We start from the raw sequence: 14,631 nt of genomic DNA on the forward strand, positions 1-14,631 counted from the left end.
GCAGCATCATCACCATCGCCATCTATCACTAATGACATTCCGATGCCCGCTACTCTAACGAGTTCCGCAGCAGCACAGGATTCAGGCGCTGTTTCGGCGGCTCAAGCTCAAGACTCGACTGGCGCACTGCCCGGGCAAGTGCAAAAGACCAAATATGACATTGAAGCTGTGAAAAACGCAGCACCAGGCATTACGCCTACTGCGAGCACTGCACCCGCACTAAATCCACAATCGCTCGGAAGTTTGACCAGAAGCAAATCAAGATCCGAAGTGGCTCGCGGACTATCTTCTTCCGGCAAAGAAGAAGGATACAAGTGGCGCCCACCAGTTGATTACTTCGGCGCGTCAGCCTCGGCATTCTCGTCATCGTTTTCAGGGAGCAGCAATCGTGATTTAAACGCGCTCAAAAAGCCGAGCGACGCTCAGAACAACAATGCTGCATCAGCGACGCCACCCCAGCCAACCGCCCCGCACCCAGCCATGCCGCCCAATCCAACGCCGTTTGCGAACGCGCCAGGCACTGGGCCGACAACAATCAAGCCTCTACCTTTCTCAGCTCCGAATTCATCCCCATTCGGCAACGCTCCGTTACCAGCACCGGCGCCGCTTCCGTTGCCAGTTCCACCTGTTCCCCCCGTTCCATCTGTTCCGGTTGTTCCGCCAGTTCCACCTGTCCCGGCTGTCCCACCCGTCTCACCACCTTTCCCTTCCGGTGCAGCAACTCCCGCTGTTCCGCCTGCTCCGACTGTTCCACCGCAACCGCTGCCAAATCAGCCTGGTCCAGCAACTCCGCTGAAAGTGTATGAGTCAACAACTGACGCAACAGCGCTTTCTCCCAAAATGGCCAAGTTCATCGAGAGTCTCCGGGAACGTGAAATCACGGGATCGGGAAGTGCGCCGACTATGCCGCAAGCCGCGACATCCGTTGATTTGAATGCCGTTCCTCAACAACAGGCGGCAACCTCCGTCGACATGAACGCTGCTCCGCAAGCACCTGCAGCACCAGTACAGCCGGCAACTGCACCATCAGTACTTAAACCTTCATCGGAAGCCAAGCCTTCTTCGACGCCTGCTACGGCTGACCAAACTTCAAGAGATCTCGCACCGCTTGCCAAAGAGAACGATGCAGAAGCTCCACCGTCTAAATCCACGGGAGACACGCCACTCGCACCCAAATCGTCATCGCAAGTGGCTGAACTGCGCGAATCGATCATCTCTCAAAAGTCCGACGGCCAATCGGATGATTGGCATCCAATCGGCGAGAAGAAATCACCGCGAAAGGTAGATCCGCAGTTCTCTGCCGAACTCGACGATTTCAAAACAGAAACGATCAGGCATAAATCCGATTCGGAGCGCCATCTGACCCTCGAAGAGATGGCGGCAATGGACCCGGATCTACTACTGGCGCCTCAGACTCCGCAGCAGCAGTCAATAAGGCGACTGAAAAATGCTGGTGGCATACATGCCGAAATTTACATCCCCATCTATCTAATTTGCATTGGTTTGAGCTGGGTGACGGAGCAGTCGGCGGTGTCTGGAACATTCAGAGATGCTGGTCAGCGTGTCGAAAGTTCGCTCCAGCTCATCGCGCCTAAAACACTGGCTGAAAACTTTAGAGCCGGCGTGGATGCATTCGACGACCGCGATATCAAACTGCATCCGTTCAATCCGAACAAACCAAGGAGCATCGTTTCATTGCTGATCAGCCGAATACAGGCATTTTGCTCGGGGTTGTCCTCCGCGTTCAGCCGTATTCCAGGTACGATTGCGTCCTCCACAGCGAACAATCCATTAGCGCAGGTGATGGTTTTACTGAGCTATCTTTCGGTGTTCAGCCTGGCGCTGATGATCTACTTCAGGTTCAAGCGCTCTACCAGCTGGATAATCGCGGACTTCATATTGCTTCCAATCGGCCTCGTTGCTGCATCAACTGTTATTACAGCTGTATTAATCTCAGTGTTATCAATGTCTGTCTCTCTTGGCGCCGGTATTGTTTCCAACACAATCGTCTTGTACACGACCCTCGCAGTAGTACTATGCGTCTCAGACATGGCCCGACGCACCTTTTTCAGACGAAAGAACCAGTAGGCAAGCTACTTCATCATTGAAAGTGCCAGCATTTGCTGGTAAATCTTCGAGTCCATTGTCGCTAAAAATTTCCGCCCATCTTTCAATTCGCAAAGAGCGCAAACCTCTTTACGGTTGCCGCCCAGAGCCAGACCAGCAAGCATGCCCACCGGTCCCAGCACGAGTGAGCCAGCCAACCCCCAACCGAGGGTGCCGGCGACTTTCTTGACGCTTTCTTCTGTCTGTAGAGTCAAACTCTTAATTTCGCCCTGTAGCTGAACAGTTTCAAAACCGCCCCAGAGCGCGCCCATGTTGAATTCATAATCTCCCGCGTCGATGTCTCCAGCCAAAACTTTGACGCCCTTGTTGTCGAAGATTTTTTCCAGCCTTTGCATGATTAACCTCAAAGCAGTGCTGAAATTATACCCGAAGGACGGTCCATTAATCTTTGCTCACCTGCACCACATCTGGTGCGATAAGCGGCCCGGCCAGCATTGCAATTGTTACATCAGACCGTTTTAGTCACGGCAGTTTTGGGCAGATCACTCTACATGAAGACTCAAGCCGAACCACCGCTAGTACCCGAAGAGACAGTTTGCGTTCCCTGGGAGGTCCTGACTGCCTCGGCCGAGCAGGCCCTGACAAACAAGAACTACTCAGAAGCCGAGACAATGGCACTGTCAGCCCTCGAAGAAGCCGAATCGTTTGACCAGAACGATGGCAGGCTGGCCATGACGCTCGAAAGTCTGGCTGAAATCTACTATTTGCAGCAAAAGTACGCTCTAGCAGCGCCAATCTGCCGCCGGTTGATTTCGCTCTATTCCAGGACTCTGGGCGAAGACCATCTTGATACGGGCATCATCTCTCACAACCTGGCCATGATTTATCACTCCGCCGGCAAGCTGCTTCAGGCAGAACCGCTGTATAAGCAAGCGCTCGCCATCAAGACCAAAGCCATGGGTGCCAAACACCCTCAGGTTCTGACCTTGCTGGGACACTACACGACTTTGCTTTATCAAACAAACCGTGGACCAGAGGCCGAAGCCTTGCGCGCCTCAGCAATTGCCATATCGTCGGGTCGTTTCTCACGCTCCGGTCGCTGGGAAGCAATTTAAGCGATTCGTTTCAGCAAACCTTCTTCTCGCGTTGCAGAGCAGTGGCTTGCTCTCGGTAGCTTACGGCGAGAGCATTTTTTACCTGCCTGGCGGTTTGGAAGCGAGCCTCAGGCATCTTCTGCAAAAGTGCAAAGACAATGTGCTCTAAAGCTTTTGGCACTCGGCGGTCCGGGCAAGCTTGTTCAAATCGCGGCGGCATTTCCTGAAGATGCCTGGCGATACACTCCATGGCGCAAGAGCCTCCTGCGGCTTGCTGCCCTGTCAAAGCCTCATACATGACGCACCCAAGCGAATAAAGATCGCTGCGTGCATCCAGCTTGCCGCCGCGACATTGTTCGGGACTCATATAGGCGGGACTGCCGGATACTTCGAAACTGTCAGTCAGTTGAGCCTGAATGCTGGATTGCGGCGGGGGCAGAATCTTAGCCAGACCAAAGTCGATCAATTTGACTGTATCAAAACCGATACTGTTGGGGAGAAGCACAATGTTACTCGGTTTGATATCGCAGTGAATGATGTCTTTGGCGTGAGCAGCGATGAGTGCGTCGCAAACCTGCTCGAAAATGCTGTAAAAGCGATCTATGCTCAGATGTCGATCTCGCCGCAAAATACTTTCGAAGGAAACCCCTTCAATGTAATCCATTACAAGAAAAGACTGCCCCTCTCTTGTGACACCGAAGTCGAGAATCTGCACAGTGTTCTGGTGAACCAGAGCTGACGCTGCTTTTGCTTCTTCCTGAAACAGGCGAACAACGCGGCGATCCGAGGCAAGCTGAGGCAGCAAAACTTTGATTGCCACTACTCTGTCTGTGTGCAGATGCAAAGCTTTATAGATGCGTCCCATGCCACCCCGCCCAATCTGGGCTTTAATCAAATACTTATCGGCGAAAGTATCACCGATCGAAAGAACAGCAGGCTGATCGCCATCGAAGATTACGTCACCAAGCTTAGCGGCGTACTGCTGGCGTAACTTCATTCCGCTTTGAACCGGAGCATCCGCAAGAAACAAAATCTCGAGCACTTCACGCATCTTCATTCTTAAGACATCGATATGCCAACCCATTTCGACGGCTATTTCTTCGTTCGTCAAGCCCTGCTCCATGTAGCAAAGCAGATCGAGATTTTCTGCCGTCAATCTGGGCGGCTCCTGAGGTTTTTTTACAGCATTGACTTGCTGCGTCTTCAAAAGACGCTCTGCGATGCGGCGATCAAGCCAGGTGCCACCATCGTGCACGGTTCGTATCGCGTCAGCCAGTTGAGCGGTCGGAACGTCCTTGAGGCAATAACCATCAGCTCCAAATCCCATTGATGCAAGAATGTCGTCATCACCATCATGAGAAGTGAGCATAATCAACCGAGTCAAAGGCAGATGTGATTTGATCTGAAAACCAGCTTCGATGCCGTTTGTACCAGGCAAACCAATATCCATGAGAATGACATCTGGTTTCAATTCAAGGGACTTTGTGATCGCCGCCGTGCCGTCTTCGACTTCACCGACGATGGCAAAGTTCGGCACTTTCTCAAGGAAGAGTCGCAGTCCCAGTCGAACAATTTGATGATCTTCTACGATCAAAATTCTGATCACGCCTACATTGCTCATGCCTGGCTCTCCACGAATAAGGTAATAAAGCCGCGTGCTCAACCATCATCGCGATGACAGAGTTGCTAACTGGAACTCAACGATTTGATCTTTCAGGAAGGTTTCTGTTGCGAGACTGTTTCAAGCTCTGCGCAGTGCTCTTTGGGTCACCCGGCTCCCGTGGCAAAGTGATCCTGATGGTCGTACCTTCGTTCACTTTACTGAGACAAGCTATGTTTCCGTTCTGCTCTTCTACAAAACGCCTACAGAGATCTAATCCGATACCAAAACCATCAGGTTGATAGCGCCGGGGCTTCTCGGCACATTGCAAAAAAATGGAATCGAGCAGTTCAGGTTCTACACCAATGCCGGTATCAGTTACCGAAAGAACAGACTGGTTAGACAAGTTTTCGAATTTTATCGTCACGCATCCCCCAGAGGGAGTAAACTTAACTGCATTGCTCAAGAGATTCAGCATCACTTTCCGCATTGCAAGCGGGTCAGCGTAGAGCACATCTTCTGTCGAAAATGATTTTACAAATCGAATTTTCTTAGCCGCCGCCTCCGCCACAATTTCATGCAGAGAGTCGGAGACCAATCTTCCAACGTTCACATCGGTTTGCACAAAAGTATCAAAACCATTTTTAAATCGATAAAGATCGAGCACGTTATTAATCGTGCGCAAGAGAGTCTGATTACTCAGACAAATCTGCTTGAGCAAATTGCGCACGTCATCGGGAACGGTTTCAGTTTCAATCAGAATAGATAAAATGCGTTGAGCACCGACGATTGGAATGCTCAGCTTATGAGCCAGCATAGCGATAAAGTGCTCTCGCTCTTCCATCAAACGCAGTTGCATAACAGCGCGATCGGCTCTGCATCTTTCAATCGCGTACTGGATCACACGCACCAGTGATTCGGAGGTGGCACGGCCCTTGACGAGAATATCTTGGGCGCCGTTTTGCATGGTCTCAATCGCCACTTTATTGTCTATTGAAGCGGTAAGAACCACGACAGGAATGGTTTGCCGACATTCTCGAATTCTGCGCAGCGTCTCTATACCGTTGCTGTCGGGAAGTTCGAGATTAAAAAGGACGGCATCAAAGCTATGATCAGCCAGCTCACGCAATGCGGCGTCGAGATTAGTGACCCACACGATACCGATTTTACTGAAAGCAGATTGGTCTTCTGCGAGCAGATTAAGCAGATGATTAGCATCAGCTCGATCGTTTTCAATCAGCAGCACTTGAACTGACGCATTAGGATTCGTCATTGCTTACCTTCGTAATCTGTCAGGGTCACTTGTACGAGTATAGATGGACAAATCAACCATATCGTCACCACGGCGGGTGATTTTGGCATCACCCATAGGCACGGTCTGATTTGTACTCCTGACCACACTCAGGTTTCAAACTGCTCGTCTGAGTAATTTAGCTGTTTTGCTCGGCGATATCAGACACGACAGGGATTTGCAGACGACGCCCCTTATAAGCGCAGTACATAAGGTAAATATTGCCGCCGAAATAAACAAGCGAAACCAACAGCCCCAATAAAGCAGGGATGAATCCGAGGAAACCCAAAAACGGAATCACGCCAAGCGTAAAGGCAACCATGGTCAAAACAAGGTGAATTCCAACAAAGCCCACATTGAGAACAAGACTTTGAACGGCGTGACGGCGCAGATACTTGTTGCTCTTAGGTTCAGTGACCAACCAGACGATCGAAAAAATAATATTTGCTCCGATCAATGGAACATAAGCCAGGGCAGAGGCGATATTGTTATCCATATCAAACAGCTTTGTTTTGACCAGTAATTCATTGCCGGTTGACGAGCGCGTTGAAGGCAAATCGTCCATGTTTCTACTCCGTTTTAGTGACGGCGTCTATTGTAGTACTTTTGGAACTGCCAATTCGCAAAAAATGATCTGCCTGGCTGTTTAAAATCAGGTCTGGTTTATAGGCTCGAATCAATTCAATCATGGTTTTGATGGCGTTTTTATCGAAAACATTGACGTTGGCTTCTGCGCATACTTTATCGTCAAATTCCACGAAGCGCAGGAGTATGGAGCGCCCAGGAGCATATTCGGAAACGTTCTTGTAGGTTGTCGCCAACTCGAGCTTTCTGAAGCTGTTAAAACTTATTGCCCACGCCTCTTGCCCGGGGTAGAGGAAAACAACACGATCAGTGAAGACCTGAATAGTTTGCGAGGATTGCCGGAATGAAATTACCAGAAAGATAGTCAGCAAAAATATTCCCAGGCAGCTGATCATAGCCTGATGTCCGACGACCCCAGCCAGTGCTACAACACCGCCAAATGCGATCATGCCTCTGCATACCCAGATGACAGAGGCGTCCGGCTTGAAGACTTTGACCAGTTCACCCATGCTATGACCGCTCCTGACCCACTATCAGTTTAAACGAAAACCGCCGCGTGGACCACCGGTTGCAAATTACACCATATACAGTGGCAAATCGACACATGCAAACCGAACACAGTGCATCGACAGCTGCACGAATACAAAAGCACGTCCCCAAAAGCACATCCCCAAAAGCGCATCCACAAAGGCTCGTCCACAAGAGCACATCCACAAAGGCTCCTCCACAAGAGCACTTCGACAAAGCACATCCACAACAGCGAATTGCCCGTTCTATCGCTTCCTTACTCAGCCACAGTTATCTTGTATTACAAAGCAGGTTCCCACGTTCAACCCTCCTGGCGGTCTATAGTATAATCCGTGCCCAATCACCGAATCAGTCACGCTCAGCGGCGTATCGAATGCAGCAATGGGGATAAGAAACATGCAATACAGGAAGCTCGGATCATCCAATATCAACGCATCAGTCATCACATATGGTGCGTGGGCAATCGGCGGAACGATGTGGGGCGGCACCGACGAAAATGCGTCCATCGCTTCGATTCATGCAGCTTTCGACGCCGGCGTAACAACGATAGACACTGCTCCCATCTACGGTTACGGCTACAGCGAGGAACTGGTAGCAAAGGCTATCGGCAACCGTCGCGACAAAGTGCAGATTTTGACCAAGTTCGGCTTGCGCTGGGATTGCGAAGACGGAAACCACTTTTTCGATTTAGACGAGCAGGGCAAGAAAGTAAAAATCTACAAAAACGCCAGAAAACAGAGCATTTTGAAAGAGTGCGAAGATAGCTTGAAGCGGTTAAAAACCGACTACATCGACTTATATCAGTGTCATTGGCGAGACACCAGCACTCCGCTGGAAGAGACGATGGATGCTTGCGCTCAGTTGCTGAAAGAAGGCAAGGTACGCGCCATCGGGGTGAGCAATTTTACAGCCGAGGACATAGAGATCTGCAATCGCATCGTGCCAATTGCCTCCAATCAACCGCCTTACAGTATGGTTTTGCGCGACATAGAAAAGGACGTCTTGCCTTATTGTCGCGAGCACAACATAGCGACAATAGTCTACAGCCCGCTGCAACGGGGCTTGCTGACAGGCAAATTCAAACCGGATCACAAATTTGCAGCAGGTGACCATCGCGCCTCCACAGCACAATTCCAACCTCAATTCATCGAACGAGTAAACAAATTTCTAGTTGAACTCAAGCCAATTGCAGCGAGGCACAACACCAGCACAGGCAACGTCGTCTTGAATTGGACGATTCAACAACCAGGAATAACCATCGCTCTCGTGGGAGCACGTGACGCGGCCCAGGCAATCGAAAACGCAAAAGCAGCTGAATTTTCCCTGACGGCTGAGGAACTCGGAACCATTGACAAACTACTGGAGCAATTCACAAAAGTGCAGGCTTGATGTCAAAAGGCGGCACACCTGACCGGTATTCCACATTTCTGCGTTAACTATTGCCCCAGCCTGTTTAAGTTTGCTGCCCAAGTTGGTAGAACTAATAAGAGGGATTTTTCGTCTTGGGGGGCGAATTGGGTTTGGCACAGGCGTCGTTAATCGGATGCACCATTGCAGACCGCTACATAATCGAAGACGAGATTGGAGCGGGCGCGCTTGGCAAGGTCTATCGAGCCAGACACAAGGCGCTCGAACGTCTTGTGGCGGTCAAAGTCTTATTTGAAGACCTCAAGGGCAATGAAAACAGCTTCCTGCGATTTCAGCGCGAAGCCCAAGCAGCGAGTTCTCTCAACCATCCAAATATAGTCACGATTTTCGATTTCGGGTTACAAGACAACACCTATCCCTTCCTTGTGATGGACTATTTGCAAGGAGACAACCTCAAAGACGTGATTGCAAAGCGTGGAAGGTTGCCGCTGTATCGAGCCTTTCCCATTCTTATTCAAACAGCCGAAGCACTTGCTCATGCGCACAGCCGCGGCATCTTGCATCGGGATATAAAACCGGACAACATCATTTTGCTGCGCAACGACCTGGTCAAAATAGTCGATTTTGGTATAGCCAAGCGCATCAATGAGCGCCGCAACGACAAACTGACGATGGACGGACAGGTGGTCGGAACGCCGGCTTTCATGAGCCCTGAACAGGTCCTCAACGCCAATCTCGATGCTCGGTCCGACATATATTCATTCGGCGTACTGACATTCAATCTGGTCACAGGAGTCTTGCCCATCATCGGCAGAACACCAGTCGAGACAATGAGTGGACACGTCAGCAACGAACCTCTGACGCTCACGGCAGCTTGCCCCGGCGTTTCCTTCCCTCAAAGTTTGCAAGATTTGATCAGAAAAATGATGAAGAAGTATCCCGACGAGCGATACAGATCGATGGACGATGTAAAAGCTGAACTGGAATGGCTTGCTAAAGCTTATAAGTAGCGAAAATTCGACCAGTCTAATATCATTGAGCCGTCAGCGTGACAAAGGCTCCAATGCGCATCGGTCAATTTCTGATACTAACAATCTCGTGCCTGGCGCTTCTCAGCTCGTGCAGCGTGGAGGCAAATGACAGAGTCATAGCGCCTTTTTCCATGAAAACAGTCTCGTATGTGCCTAAGCTGCACGACGAGGCGCACCTGATGGACTTATACATACCAGCGAAAGCGGTTAAACCGATGCCCGTGATCCTCTGGATCCACGGTGGTGCCTGGCTGATGGGCAATAAAGAAGATACGCCGGCCTTGTTTTTCATGAAGTCCGGATACGCAGTTGCCAGTATCAACTACAGATTCAGCACCGCAGCAATCTTCCCCGCCCAGATTGAAGACGCAAAAGCGGCAGTACGATGGTTGCGCGCCAACGCCGATAAATATCATCTCGATCCCGACCGCATAGCAGCTTTCGGCAATTCTGCAGGGGGTCATCTGGCCGCCTTGCTAGGCACCACAGGTGATGTCAAACCGCTGGAAGGTAATTTAGGCAATGCCAACCAGAGCAGCAAGGTGCAGGCGGTTGTAGACTGGTGCGGTCCAAGCGATTTTATTAGCATTGAAGAACAAGGTGATGCCAACAACCAGCTCCGCCCTGGCGATCCCAAAGGTCCAGTAGCCAAACTATTCGGCGGCTTACCCAGCAAAAAACCTGAGCTGGCAGCATCAGCCAGCCCGATGACTTTTGTCAGCAATGACGACCCGCCCTTCCTGATCATGCACGGAGATCACGACAATGTCGTACCGATCAAACAGAGTTCCGATTTCTACGAAGTTTTGAAAGCGGCAAAAGTGAAAGTCGTTTATCACGTCGTCAAAAATGGGGGGCACAATTTCTTTTCCCCAGAGAATCTCCAGATCGTGGAAAACTGGCTGAAACTGAATCTGCGCAAATAGAAACTTTCTGCTCATCTGTTGCGTCATCAGAGCGATTGCTCAATGAGGACAGAGTTTATGAAGAACGCCAACGACGCGCAACCGGACCGGCAAATCGAACTGCCGGTAGAAGACGGGCTGACCAACATAAAGAGCGTTTCGCAACGTGCCGATGAGCTCTTACTGGCAGAGAAATTTGCCGAAGCAGAACAGCTGTATCGTGAGTTATGCCTTGGTCTTGAGGTACTGCTGGGCGCAGCCCACCCGGACGTGGCTGAAGTACGACATAAATTGGCCGCCGCTCTCAGCGGTCAGGGCAAAACTGATGAAGCCGCCGCTCAAGAACAGAGCGCTCAGATCATCAAATCAGCTTTGAACCACTAGAATTTACTTACTCTTGCTCAAGTGAATGACCTTGTTTGCTGAGTCAATTGAATATTGAAATTCGCGAAAGAAAGTCTGCCCCAGCAAGGGGTAAGGCGCGACAGACTTTCCACCGATAGCGCATGGCACATCTTTGACTTCAAGCGTCCCCAAACGCAAGGTGCCAATGGAACCCATTTGCGCGCTGGAGCCGCCTCCCACCCCCTGCACCGGAATCACCTGGGCGTTAGGCGGAGGTGAAATTCCGACTTTAGCGGCTTGCTCAGAGGTGAAGAAACAGATACCAGCGCCAGTATCGAAAATCATCTTACATGGCACGCCGTTTAACTTTGCTTCCACAACGATCATCGAAGTGGTGCCGGTGTAAGGAACGTTGTAGACATATGTTCCATTTGCACTGACCGTAGTTGAACCCTCTGGACCGAGAGGCGCTGGCTTGGCTGTTTTTGATGACGAAGCAGTCTCTGTCGACGCTCCGGACCCAATACGCTTGAAACCGATTGTGTTGTTAGCATCATCGATGCTGTACTCGAATCCGGAATAGAAATCACGCCCCAGTAATGCCACTACCTGCGGTACCTTCGTGACCCCAATTTTGAAATTCTTTCGTTCGATACGACCGACCTTGAGAGTGGAAGGCACACGCCACATCGGCTGCATACCTGCCTTACCGACTCCACCGCTCATGCCGTCGGGTGGACGATCGGGAACGCTCATACCGAGTTCATTGAGCATGCCTTCACTGAAAAAACATGTATCCGCCCCTGTATCGAAAATCATTTTGACAGGATGTTGATTCAATTCCGCATCAATTAAAATGTGCGCGCCCTGTCGATGAAATGGAACCCATGTCTCGCGCGGCAAGTTCGCCACTTCCGGTGGTCCCGAAAGATTCTTGATGGCCAGCGCACTCATTTTTCCAGCTTCACTGGTCGGCGCCAGCTTGACGATACTTTCATATAGATGTTTAGCTCGTTCATATTCGCGCATCTGCTGCGCCGTTAACGCGGCGTAATAAGCGATGTTCAAATCGCCTATCGGTCCCTGCAAACAGCGCTTAAAACAAGCGTTGGCGGCAGCATAATTGCGCTGCTTATAGTACGCCACTCCGTCGTCGCAATCAGACGCATAAGCTTGCGAAATAATTAGAGACTGGAAGAGCATGCAGCTTGCCACTGCCAATAGGAAACGATTCACAGCCGTTATCAACCTCGCCATGCTGTTCTTAGGACCTGTTTTTGATATGTACCCAGGCATCATTGGATTTGTTCATTAATGAGCTGGACCGCCTGCTCAGCTCTGCGCACGCCTTGTTTTGCGGCTTTTTCGTACCAGAAAAGCGCCTTCTCTATATCTTTATCGCGCCCGCGGCCGGAATGATAAATCACAGCCAGGTCGTACTGAGCACGCGCCGAACCATTTTCTGCGGCGCACTGATACCACTTGAATGCGTCATCAAGCAGATCTTGCTCTTCATAAATCAAAGCAAGCGCGAACATCGCGTCGACGTCGTTCTGCCCCGCCGCAAGCTCAAACCAGTGCCGGGCCAGGGCAGCGTTGCGTTCAACGCCCTGACCATTCTGATACATGGTAGCAAGGTTGTGCTGGGCCACTGCCGCCCCCTGACGAGCGGCCAGTTCATAGTAGTAGGCAGCTCGCGACCAGTCGCGCTGCACTGCTTCACCTTTCATAAACTGAAACGCCAGCTGCACCTGCGCCTCAATCTCACCACGGTCAGCGGCGGCTAAGAGCGTTTCAAGATCCGTCCATTCAGACATATATCTCGCTTGTAACTGACTCCATGCCAAGTGTCACACAAGCACCCTGTTTACATTTGTGAGCCGCGCCTGCAAGCCGTATCGTATCGCTTTACGTACAAGCATTGCGCGCAAACATAATAAATGGTTATTTTGCTTGGATATGATTGCCGTTCTTAGTACTCTTAGTGAGGTCAGGACCGGGGAGGACCAGCAAAACTTCAGCAGTTGCCTGGAATGTTTGCTGGCTTCATATCCATTTTGGGGTGATCAGCGAGATGTGCGGACTAATTGCCGTCGCGGGGAGTACTAACTCAGCGCTAGAGACATTCGCCGGTCTGATGAATCTTCAACATCGTGGGCAAGACGGCGCCGGGATACTGTCGGTTGACAGCAAGAAATCAGGCGGATTTCACCTGCAAAAGGGAAGCGGACTGATTGAGAATGTTTTTTCAGAGCGCTCCTTCAAAAATTTGACTGGCGCTGCAGCGATCGGGCATGCTCGATACGCAACCATCGGTCGAGACGATCCAAACCTATTACAACCGTTTCTAGATTATGAAACCGGCATCGGGCTCGGACACAACGGCAACATCGTCAATTTCTATTCGCTGCGCGAAGAAATTTTGAAAAAGAGTGTCGGTCGAGTACCGCTCGAGTCCGACTCCGCGCTCGTTCTCAAGTTGCTGACAGACAGTATCGGCACAAAGAAAGTTGAACCGGAATCAATCTTTGCCGCAATCAAAGTGGCAATGGACAAGCTCGTAGGCAGCTATTCAATAGTATGCCTGACACGCGGTGGCGACATTTTCGGATTCAGAGATCCAAACGGCATCCGACCGCTGGTATTCGGCTGCAAAACGACTGTTGAAGGCGATAAAGTCTACGCCATAGCGAGCGAATCAATCGCGCTCAACTTTTTGGAATATGAAAATCTCGAAGAAATTCAACCTGGCGAGGCGATCTATATTTCCGCAACGGGCAAAGTAACTCGCCGCATGATCAAGCCGGATTCCTACTCCCCATGCATGTTTGAGTGGGTCTACTTCGCACGGGTAGAAAGTGAATTCGGCAAGCAATCGGTTTACGAAGCACGCTTCAGACTGGGACTGATTCTTGCTGAGCGCATCAAGTCACTGGGAATCGAAGCCGATATCGTAGTGCCTGTGCCGGAAACTTCGCGAGTAGCAGCGGTAGCACTGGCCGAAGGTTTGAAGCTGCCCTTCAGGGAATTGCTGATCAAAAACCGCTATATCAACAGAACATTTATTCTTGATGGTCAACAATCGCGGCAAGAAGCCATTCGTCGCAAACTCTTCCCGATTGCAGCCGAGTTCAAAGACAAGCGCTGCATTGTCGTTGATGATTCGATCGTGCGAGGAAACACGGCCAAGCAGATAGTCAGATTGATCAAACAAGCGGGCGCAAAAGAAGTGACACTTGTCTCCTCCTGCCCACCTATCAACAGCCCGTGCTACTACGGCATCGACTTCCCCAGCGCAAGCGAGCTGGTCGCCCACAACAAATCAGAAGCAGAAGTTGCTGCTGATCTCGGTTGCGACAGAATAGTCTTCCAAACGGTACAGGGTCTCAAGGACGCCCTCGAACAGCAGTCTCTGTGCACAGGTTGCCTGACTGACAGTTATCCGACAGACATAAATTCCGGTCGTGAATTTGAAACGAGAAGACTGCAAGATCGAAATGACGATCGCGCTCTCACGCCAGCAAAACACTCATCGTGCTAAGGAGAAGCAGGTGAATCAAAGCAAACCGGAGTCACTTCAATTAGCCTACGAAGGCTCGGTGAAGCGAGTCTACAGTTCAGCCGACCAATCAGAGAGACTATGGTTCGAGTTTACCGATGATTACTCGGTATTCGACTGGGGCAAGATGCCTGACACGATCGCTCATAAAGGACGCGCCCTGGCGCTTATGGGCGGTTACTTCTTTAACCGTCTGGCAGACCAAAACTTCTGGAAATCGCTGCCTGCTTCTGCGCACTTGCAGAACCTTGATCAAAC

Annotated in this window: 14 protein-coding genes and 1 pseudogene; 8 read left to right on the forward strand and 7 right to left on the reverse strand. The window is 50.7% G+C overall.

All coding sequences use genetic code 11. The features are described 5' to 3' along the window. Nucleotides 1-42 precede the first annotated feature (42 nt). On the forward strand, nucleotides 43-2,088 hold the full coding sequence (locus tag EKK48_13725) for a hypothetical protein (GenBank protein RTL41419.1): 2,046 nt from the start codon (nucleotides 43-45) through the stop codon (nucleotides 2,086-2,088). Nucleotides 2,089-2,093: 5 nt separating this feature from the next. Here EKK48_13725 and EKK48_13730 read toward each other — a convergent pair whose 3' ends face one another. Beyond that, nucleotides 2,094-2,462 (reverse strand): hypothetical protein, encoded by a 369-nt coding sequence (locus EKK48_13730; protein RTL41420.1) that lies wholly within the window; start codon nucleotides 2,460-2,462, stop codon nucleotides 2,094-2,096. Nucleotides 2,463-2,618: 156 nt separating this feature from the next. Between EKK48_13730 and EKK48_13735 the strand changes: the two genes are divergently transcribed. Continuing rightward, a complete protein-coding gene (locus EKK48_13735) occupies nucleotides 2,619-3,182 on the forward strand; it encodes a tetratricopeptide repeat protein (GenBank protein RTL41421.1) in 564 nt (187 codons plus the stop codon). A gap of 10 nt (nucleotides 3,183-3,192) precedes the next feature. On the opposite strand, the gene EKK48_13740 is transcribed toward EKK48_13735, so the two are convergent. From EKK48_13740 to EKK48_13755, 4 genes are all read right to left on the reverse strand, one after another. Beyond that, the gene (locus EKK48_13740) at nucleotides 3,193-4,782 is read right to left on the reverse strand and encodes a response regulator (protein ID RTL41422.1); all 1,590 of its coding nucleotides are present in this window, start codon (nucleotides 4,780-4,782) and stop codon (nucleotides 3,193-3,195) included. 76 nt (nucleotides 4,783-4,858) lie between these two features. After that, a complete protein-coding gene (locus EKK48_13745; GenBank protein RTL41423.1) occupies nucleotides 4,859-6,034 on the reverse strand; it encodes a hybrid sensor histidine kinase/response regulator in 1,176 nt (391 codons plus the stop codon). Between the two features lie 157 nt (nucleotides 6,035-6,191). Then, a complete protein-coding gene (locus EKK48_13750; GenBank protein ID RTL41424.1) occupies nucleotides 6,192-6,617 on the reverse strand; it encodes a hypothetical protein in 426 nt (141 codons plus the stop codon). A gap of 4 nt (nucleotides 6,618-6,621) precedes the next feature. Next, complete coding sequence (locus EKK48_13755) at nucleotides 6,622-7,146, reverse strand: hypothetical protein (GenBank protein ID RTL41425.1); 525 nt, start codon at nucleotides 7,144-7,146, stop codon at nucleotides 6,622-6,624. Nucleotides 7,147-7,561: 415 nt separating this feature from the next. On the opposite strand from EKK48_13755, the gene EKK48_13760 reads away from it, so the two are divergent. The 4 genes from EKK48_13760 (at nucleotide 7,562) to EKK48_13775 (ending at nucleotide 10,853) form a co-directional block, all read left to right on the forward strand. Further along, nucleotides 7,562-8,554 (forward strand): aldo/keto reductase, encoded by a 993-nt coding sequence (locus EKK48_13760; protein ID RTL41426.1) that lies wholly within the window; start codon nucleotides 7,562-7,564, stop codon nucleotides 8,552-8,554. A gap of 113 nt (nucleotides 8,555-8,667) precedes the next feature. Next, nucleotides 8,668-9,543: a serine/threonine protein kinase gene (locus tag EKK48_13765; protein RTL41427.1), complete on the forward strand. Its 876-nt coding sequence runs from the start codon at nucleotides 8,668-8,670 to the stop codon at nucleotides 9,541-9,543. A 38-nt stretch (nucleotides 9,544-9,581) separates the two neighbouring features. Beyond that, a complete protein-coding gene (locus EKK48_13770; GenBank protein RTL41428.1) occupies nucleotides 9,582-10,490 on the forward strand; it encodes an alpha/beta hydrolase in 909 nt (302 codons plus the stop codon). A gap of 42 nt (nucleotides 10,491-10,532) precedes the next feature. Beyond that, the gene (locus EKK48_13775) at nucleotides 10,533-10,853 is read left to right on the forward strand and encodes a tetratricopeptide repeat protein (GenBank protein ID RTL41429.1); all 321 of its coding nucleotides are present in this window, start codon (nucleotides 10,533-10,535) and stop codon (nucleotides 10,851-10,853) included. A 3-nt stretch (nucleotides 10,854-10,856) separates the two neighbouring features. On the opposite strand, the gene EKK48_13780 is transcribed toward EKK48_13775, so the two are convergent. After that, nucleotides 10,857-12,113 (reverse strand): hypothetical protein, encoded by a 1,257-nt coding sequence (locus EKK48_13780; protein ID RTL41430.1) that lies wholly within the window; start codon nucleotides 12,111-12,113, stop codon nucleotides 10,857-10,859. Next, nucleotides 12,110-12,631: a sel1 repeat family protein gene (locus tag EKK48_13785; protein RTL41431.1), complete on the reverse strand. Its 522-nt coding sequence runs from the start codon at nucleotides 12,629-12,631 to the stop codon at nucleotides 12,110-12,112. Before EKK48_13785 ends, EKK48_13780 begins: the two co-directional genes overlap by 4 nt. 257 nt (nucleotides 12,632-12,888) lie before the next feature. Here EKK48_13785 and purF point away from each other — a divergent pair, with 257 nt between their 5' ends. Together purF and EKK48_13795 are read left to right on the forward strand one after the other, a co-directional pair. Further along, nucleotides 12,889-14,355: an amidophosphoribosyltransferase gene (gene purF / locus EKK48_13790; protein RTL41432.1), complete on the forward strand. Its 1,467-nt coding sequence runs from the start codon at nucleotides 12,889-12,891 to the stop codon at nucleotides 14,353-14,355. After that, nucleotides 14,312-14,560 (forward strand): annotated as a pseudogene (locus EKK48_13795) (hypothetical protein). The gene purF and the pseudogene EKK48_13795 overlap by 44 nt, the downstream one beginning before the upstream one ends. The last annotated feature ends 71 nt before the right edge of the window (nucleotides 14,561-14,631 follow it).

Source organism: Candidatus Melainabacteria bacterium (assembly GCA_003963305.1).
In the GTDB taxonomy this organism is placed as follows: Bacteria; Cyanobacteriota; Vampirovibrionia; order Obscuribacterales; family Obscuribacteraceae; genus PALSA-1081.

Coding starts and splice junctions, on each gene's coding strand:
- EKK48_13725 (RTL41419.1), top strand. CDS start 43: ATGCCCGCTACTCTAACGAGTTCCGCAGCAGCACAGGATTCAGGCGCT.
- EKK48_13730 (RTL41420.1), bottom strand. CDS start 2,462: ATGCAAAGGCTGGAAAAAATCTTCGACAACAAGGGCGTCAAAGTTTTG.
- EKK48_13735 (RTL41421.1), top strand. CDS start 2,619: ATGAAGACTCAAGCCGAACCACCGCTAGTACCCGAAGAGACAGTTTGC.
- EKK48_13740 (RTL41422.1), bottom strand. CDS start 4,782: ATGAGCAATGTAGGCGTGATCAGAATTTTGATCGTAGAAGATCATCAA.
- EKK48_13745 (RTL41423.1), bottom strand. CDS start 6,034: ATGACGAATCCTAATGCGTCAGTTCAAGTGCTGCTGATTGAAAACGAT.
- EKK48_13750 (RTL41424.1), bottom strand. CDS start 6,617: ATGGACGATTTGCCTTCAACGCGCTCGTCAACCGGCAATGAATTACTG.
- EKK48_13755 (RTL41425.1), bottom strand. CDS start 7,146: ATGGGTGAACTGGTCAAAGTCTTCAAGCCGGACGCCTCTGTCATCTGG.
- EKK48_13760 (RTL41426.1), top strand. CDS start 7,562: ATGCAATACAGGAAGCTCGGATCATCCAATATCAACGCATCAGTCATC.
- EKK48_13775 (RTL41429.1), top strand. CDS start 10,533: ATGAGGACAGAGTTTATGAAGAACGCCAACGACGCGCAACCGGACCGG.
- EKK48_13780 (RTL41430.1), bottom strand. CDS start 12,113: ATGATGCCTGGGTACATATCAAAAACAGGTCCTAAGAACAGCATGGCG.
- EKK48_13785 (RTL41431.1), bottom strand. CDS start 12,631: ATGTCTGAATGGACGGATCTTGAAACGCTCTTAGCCGCCGCTGACCGT.
- purF (RTL41432.1), top strand. CDS start 12,889: ATGTGCGGACTAATTGCCGTCGCGGGGAGTACTAACTCAGCGCTAGAG.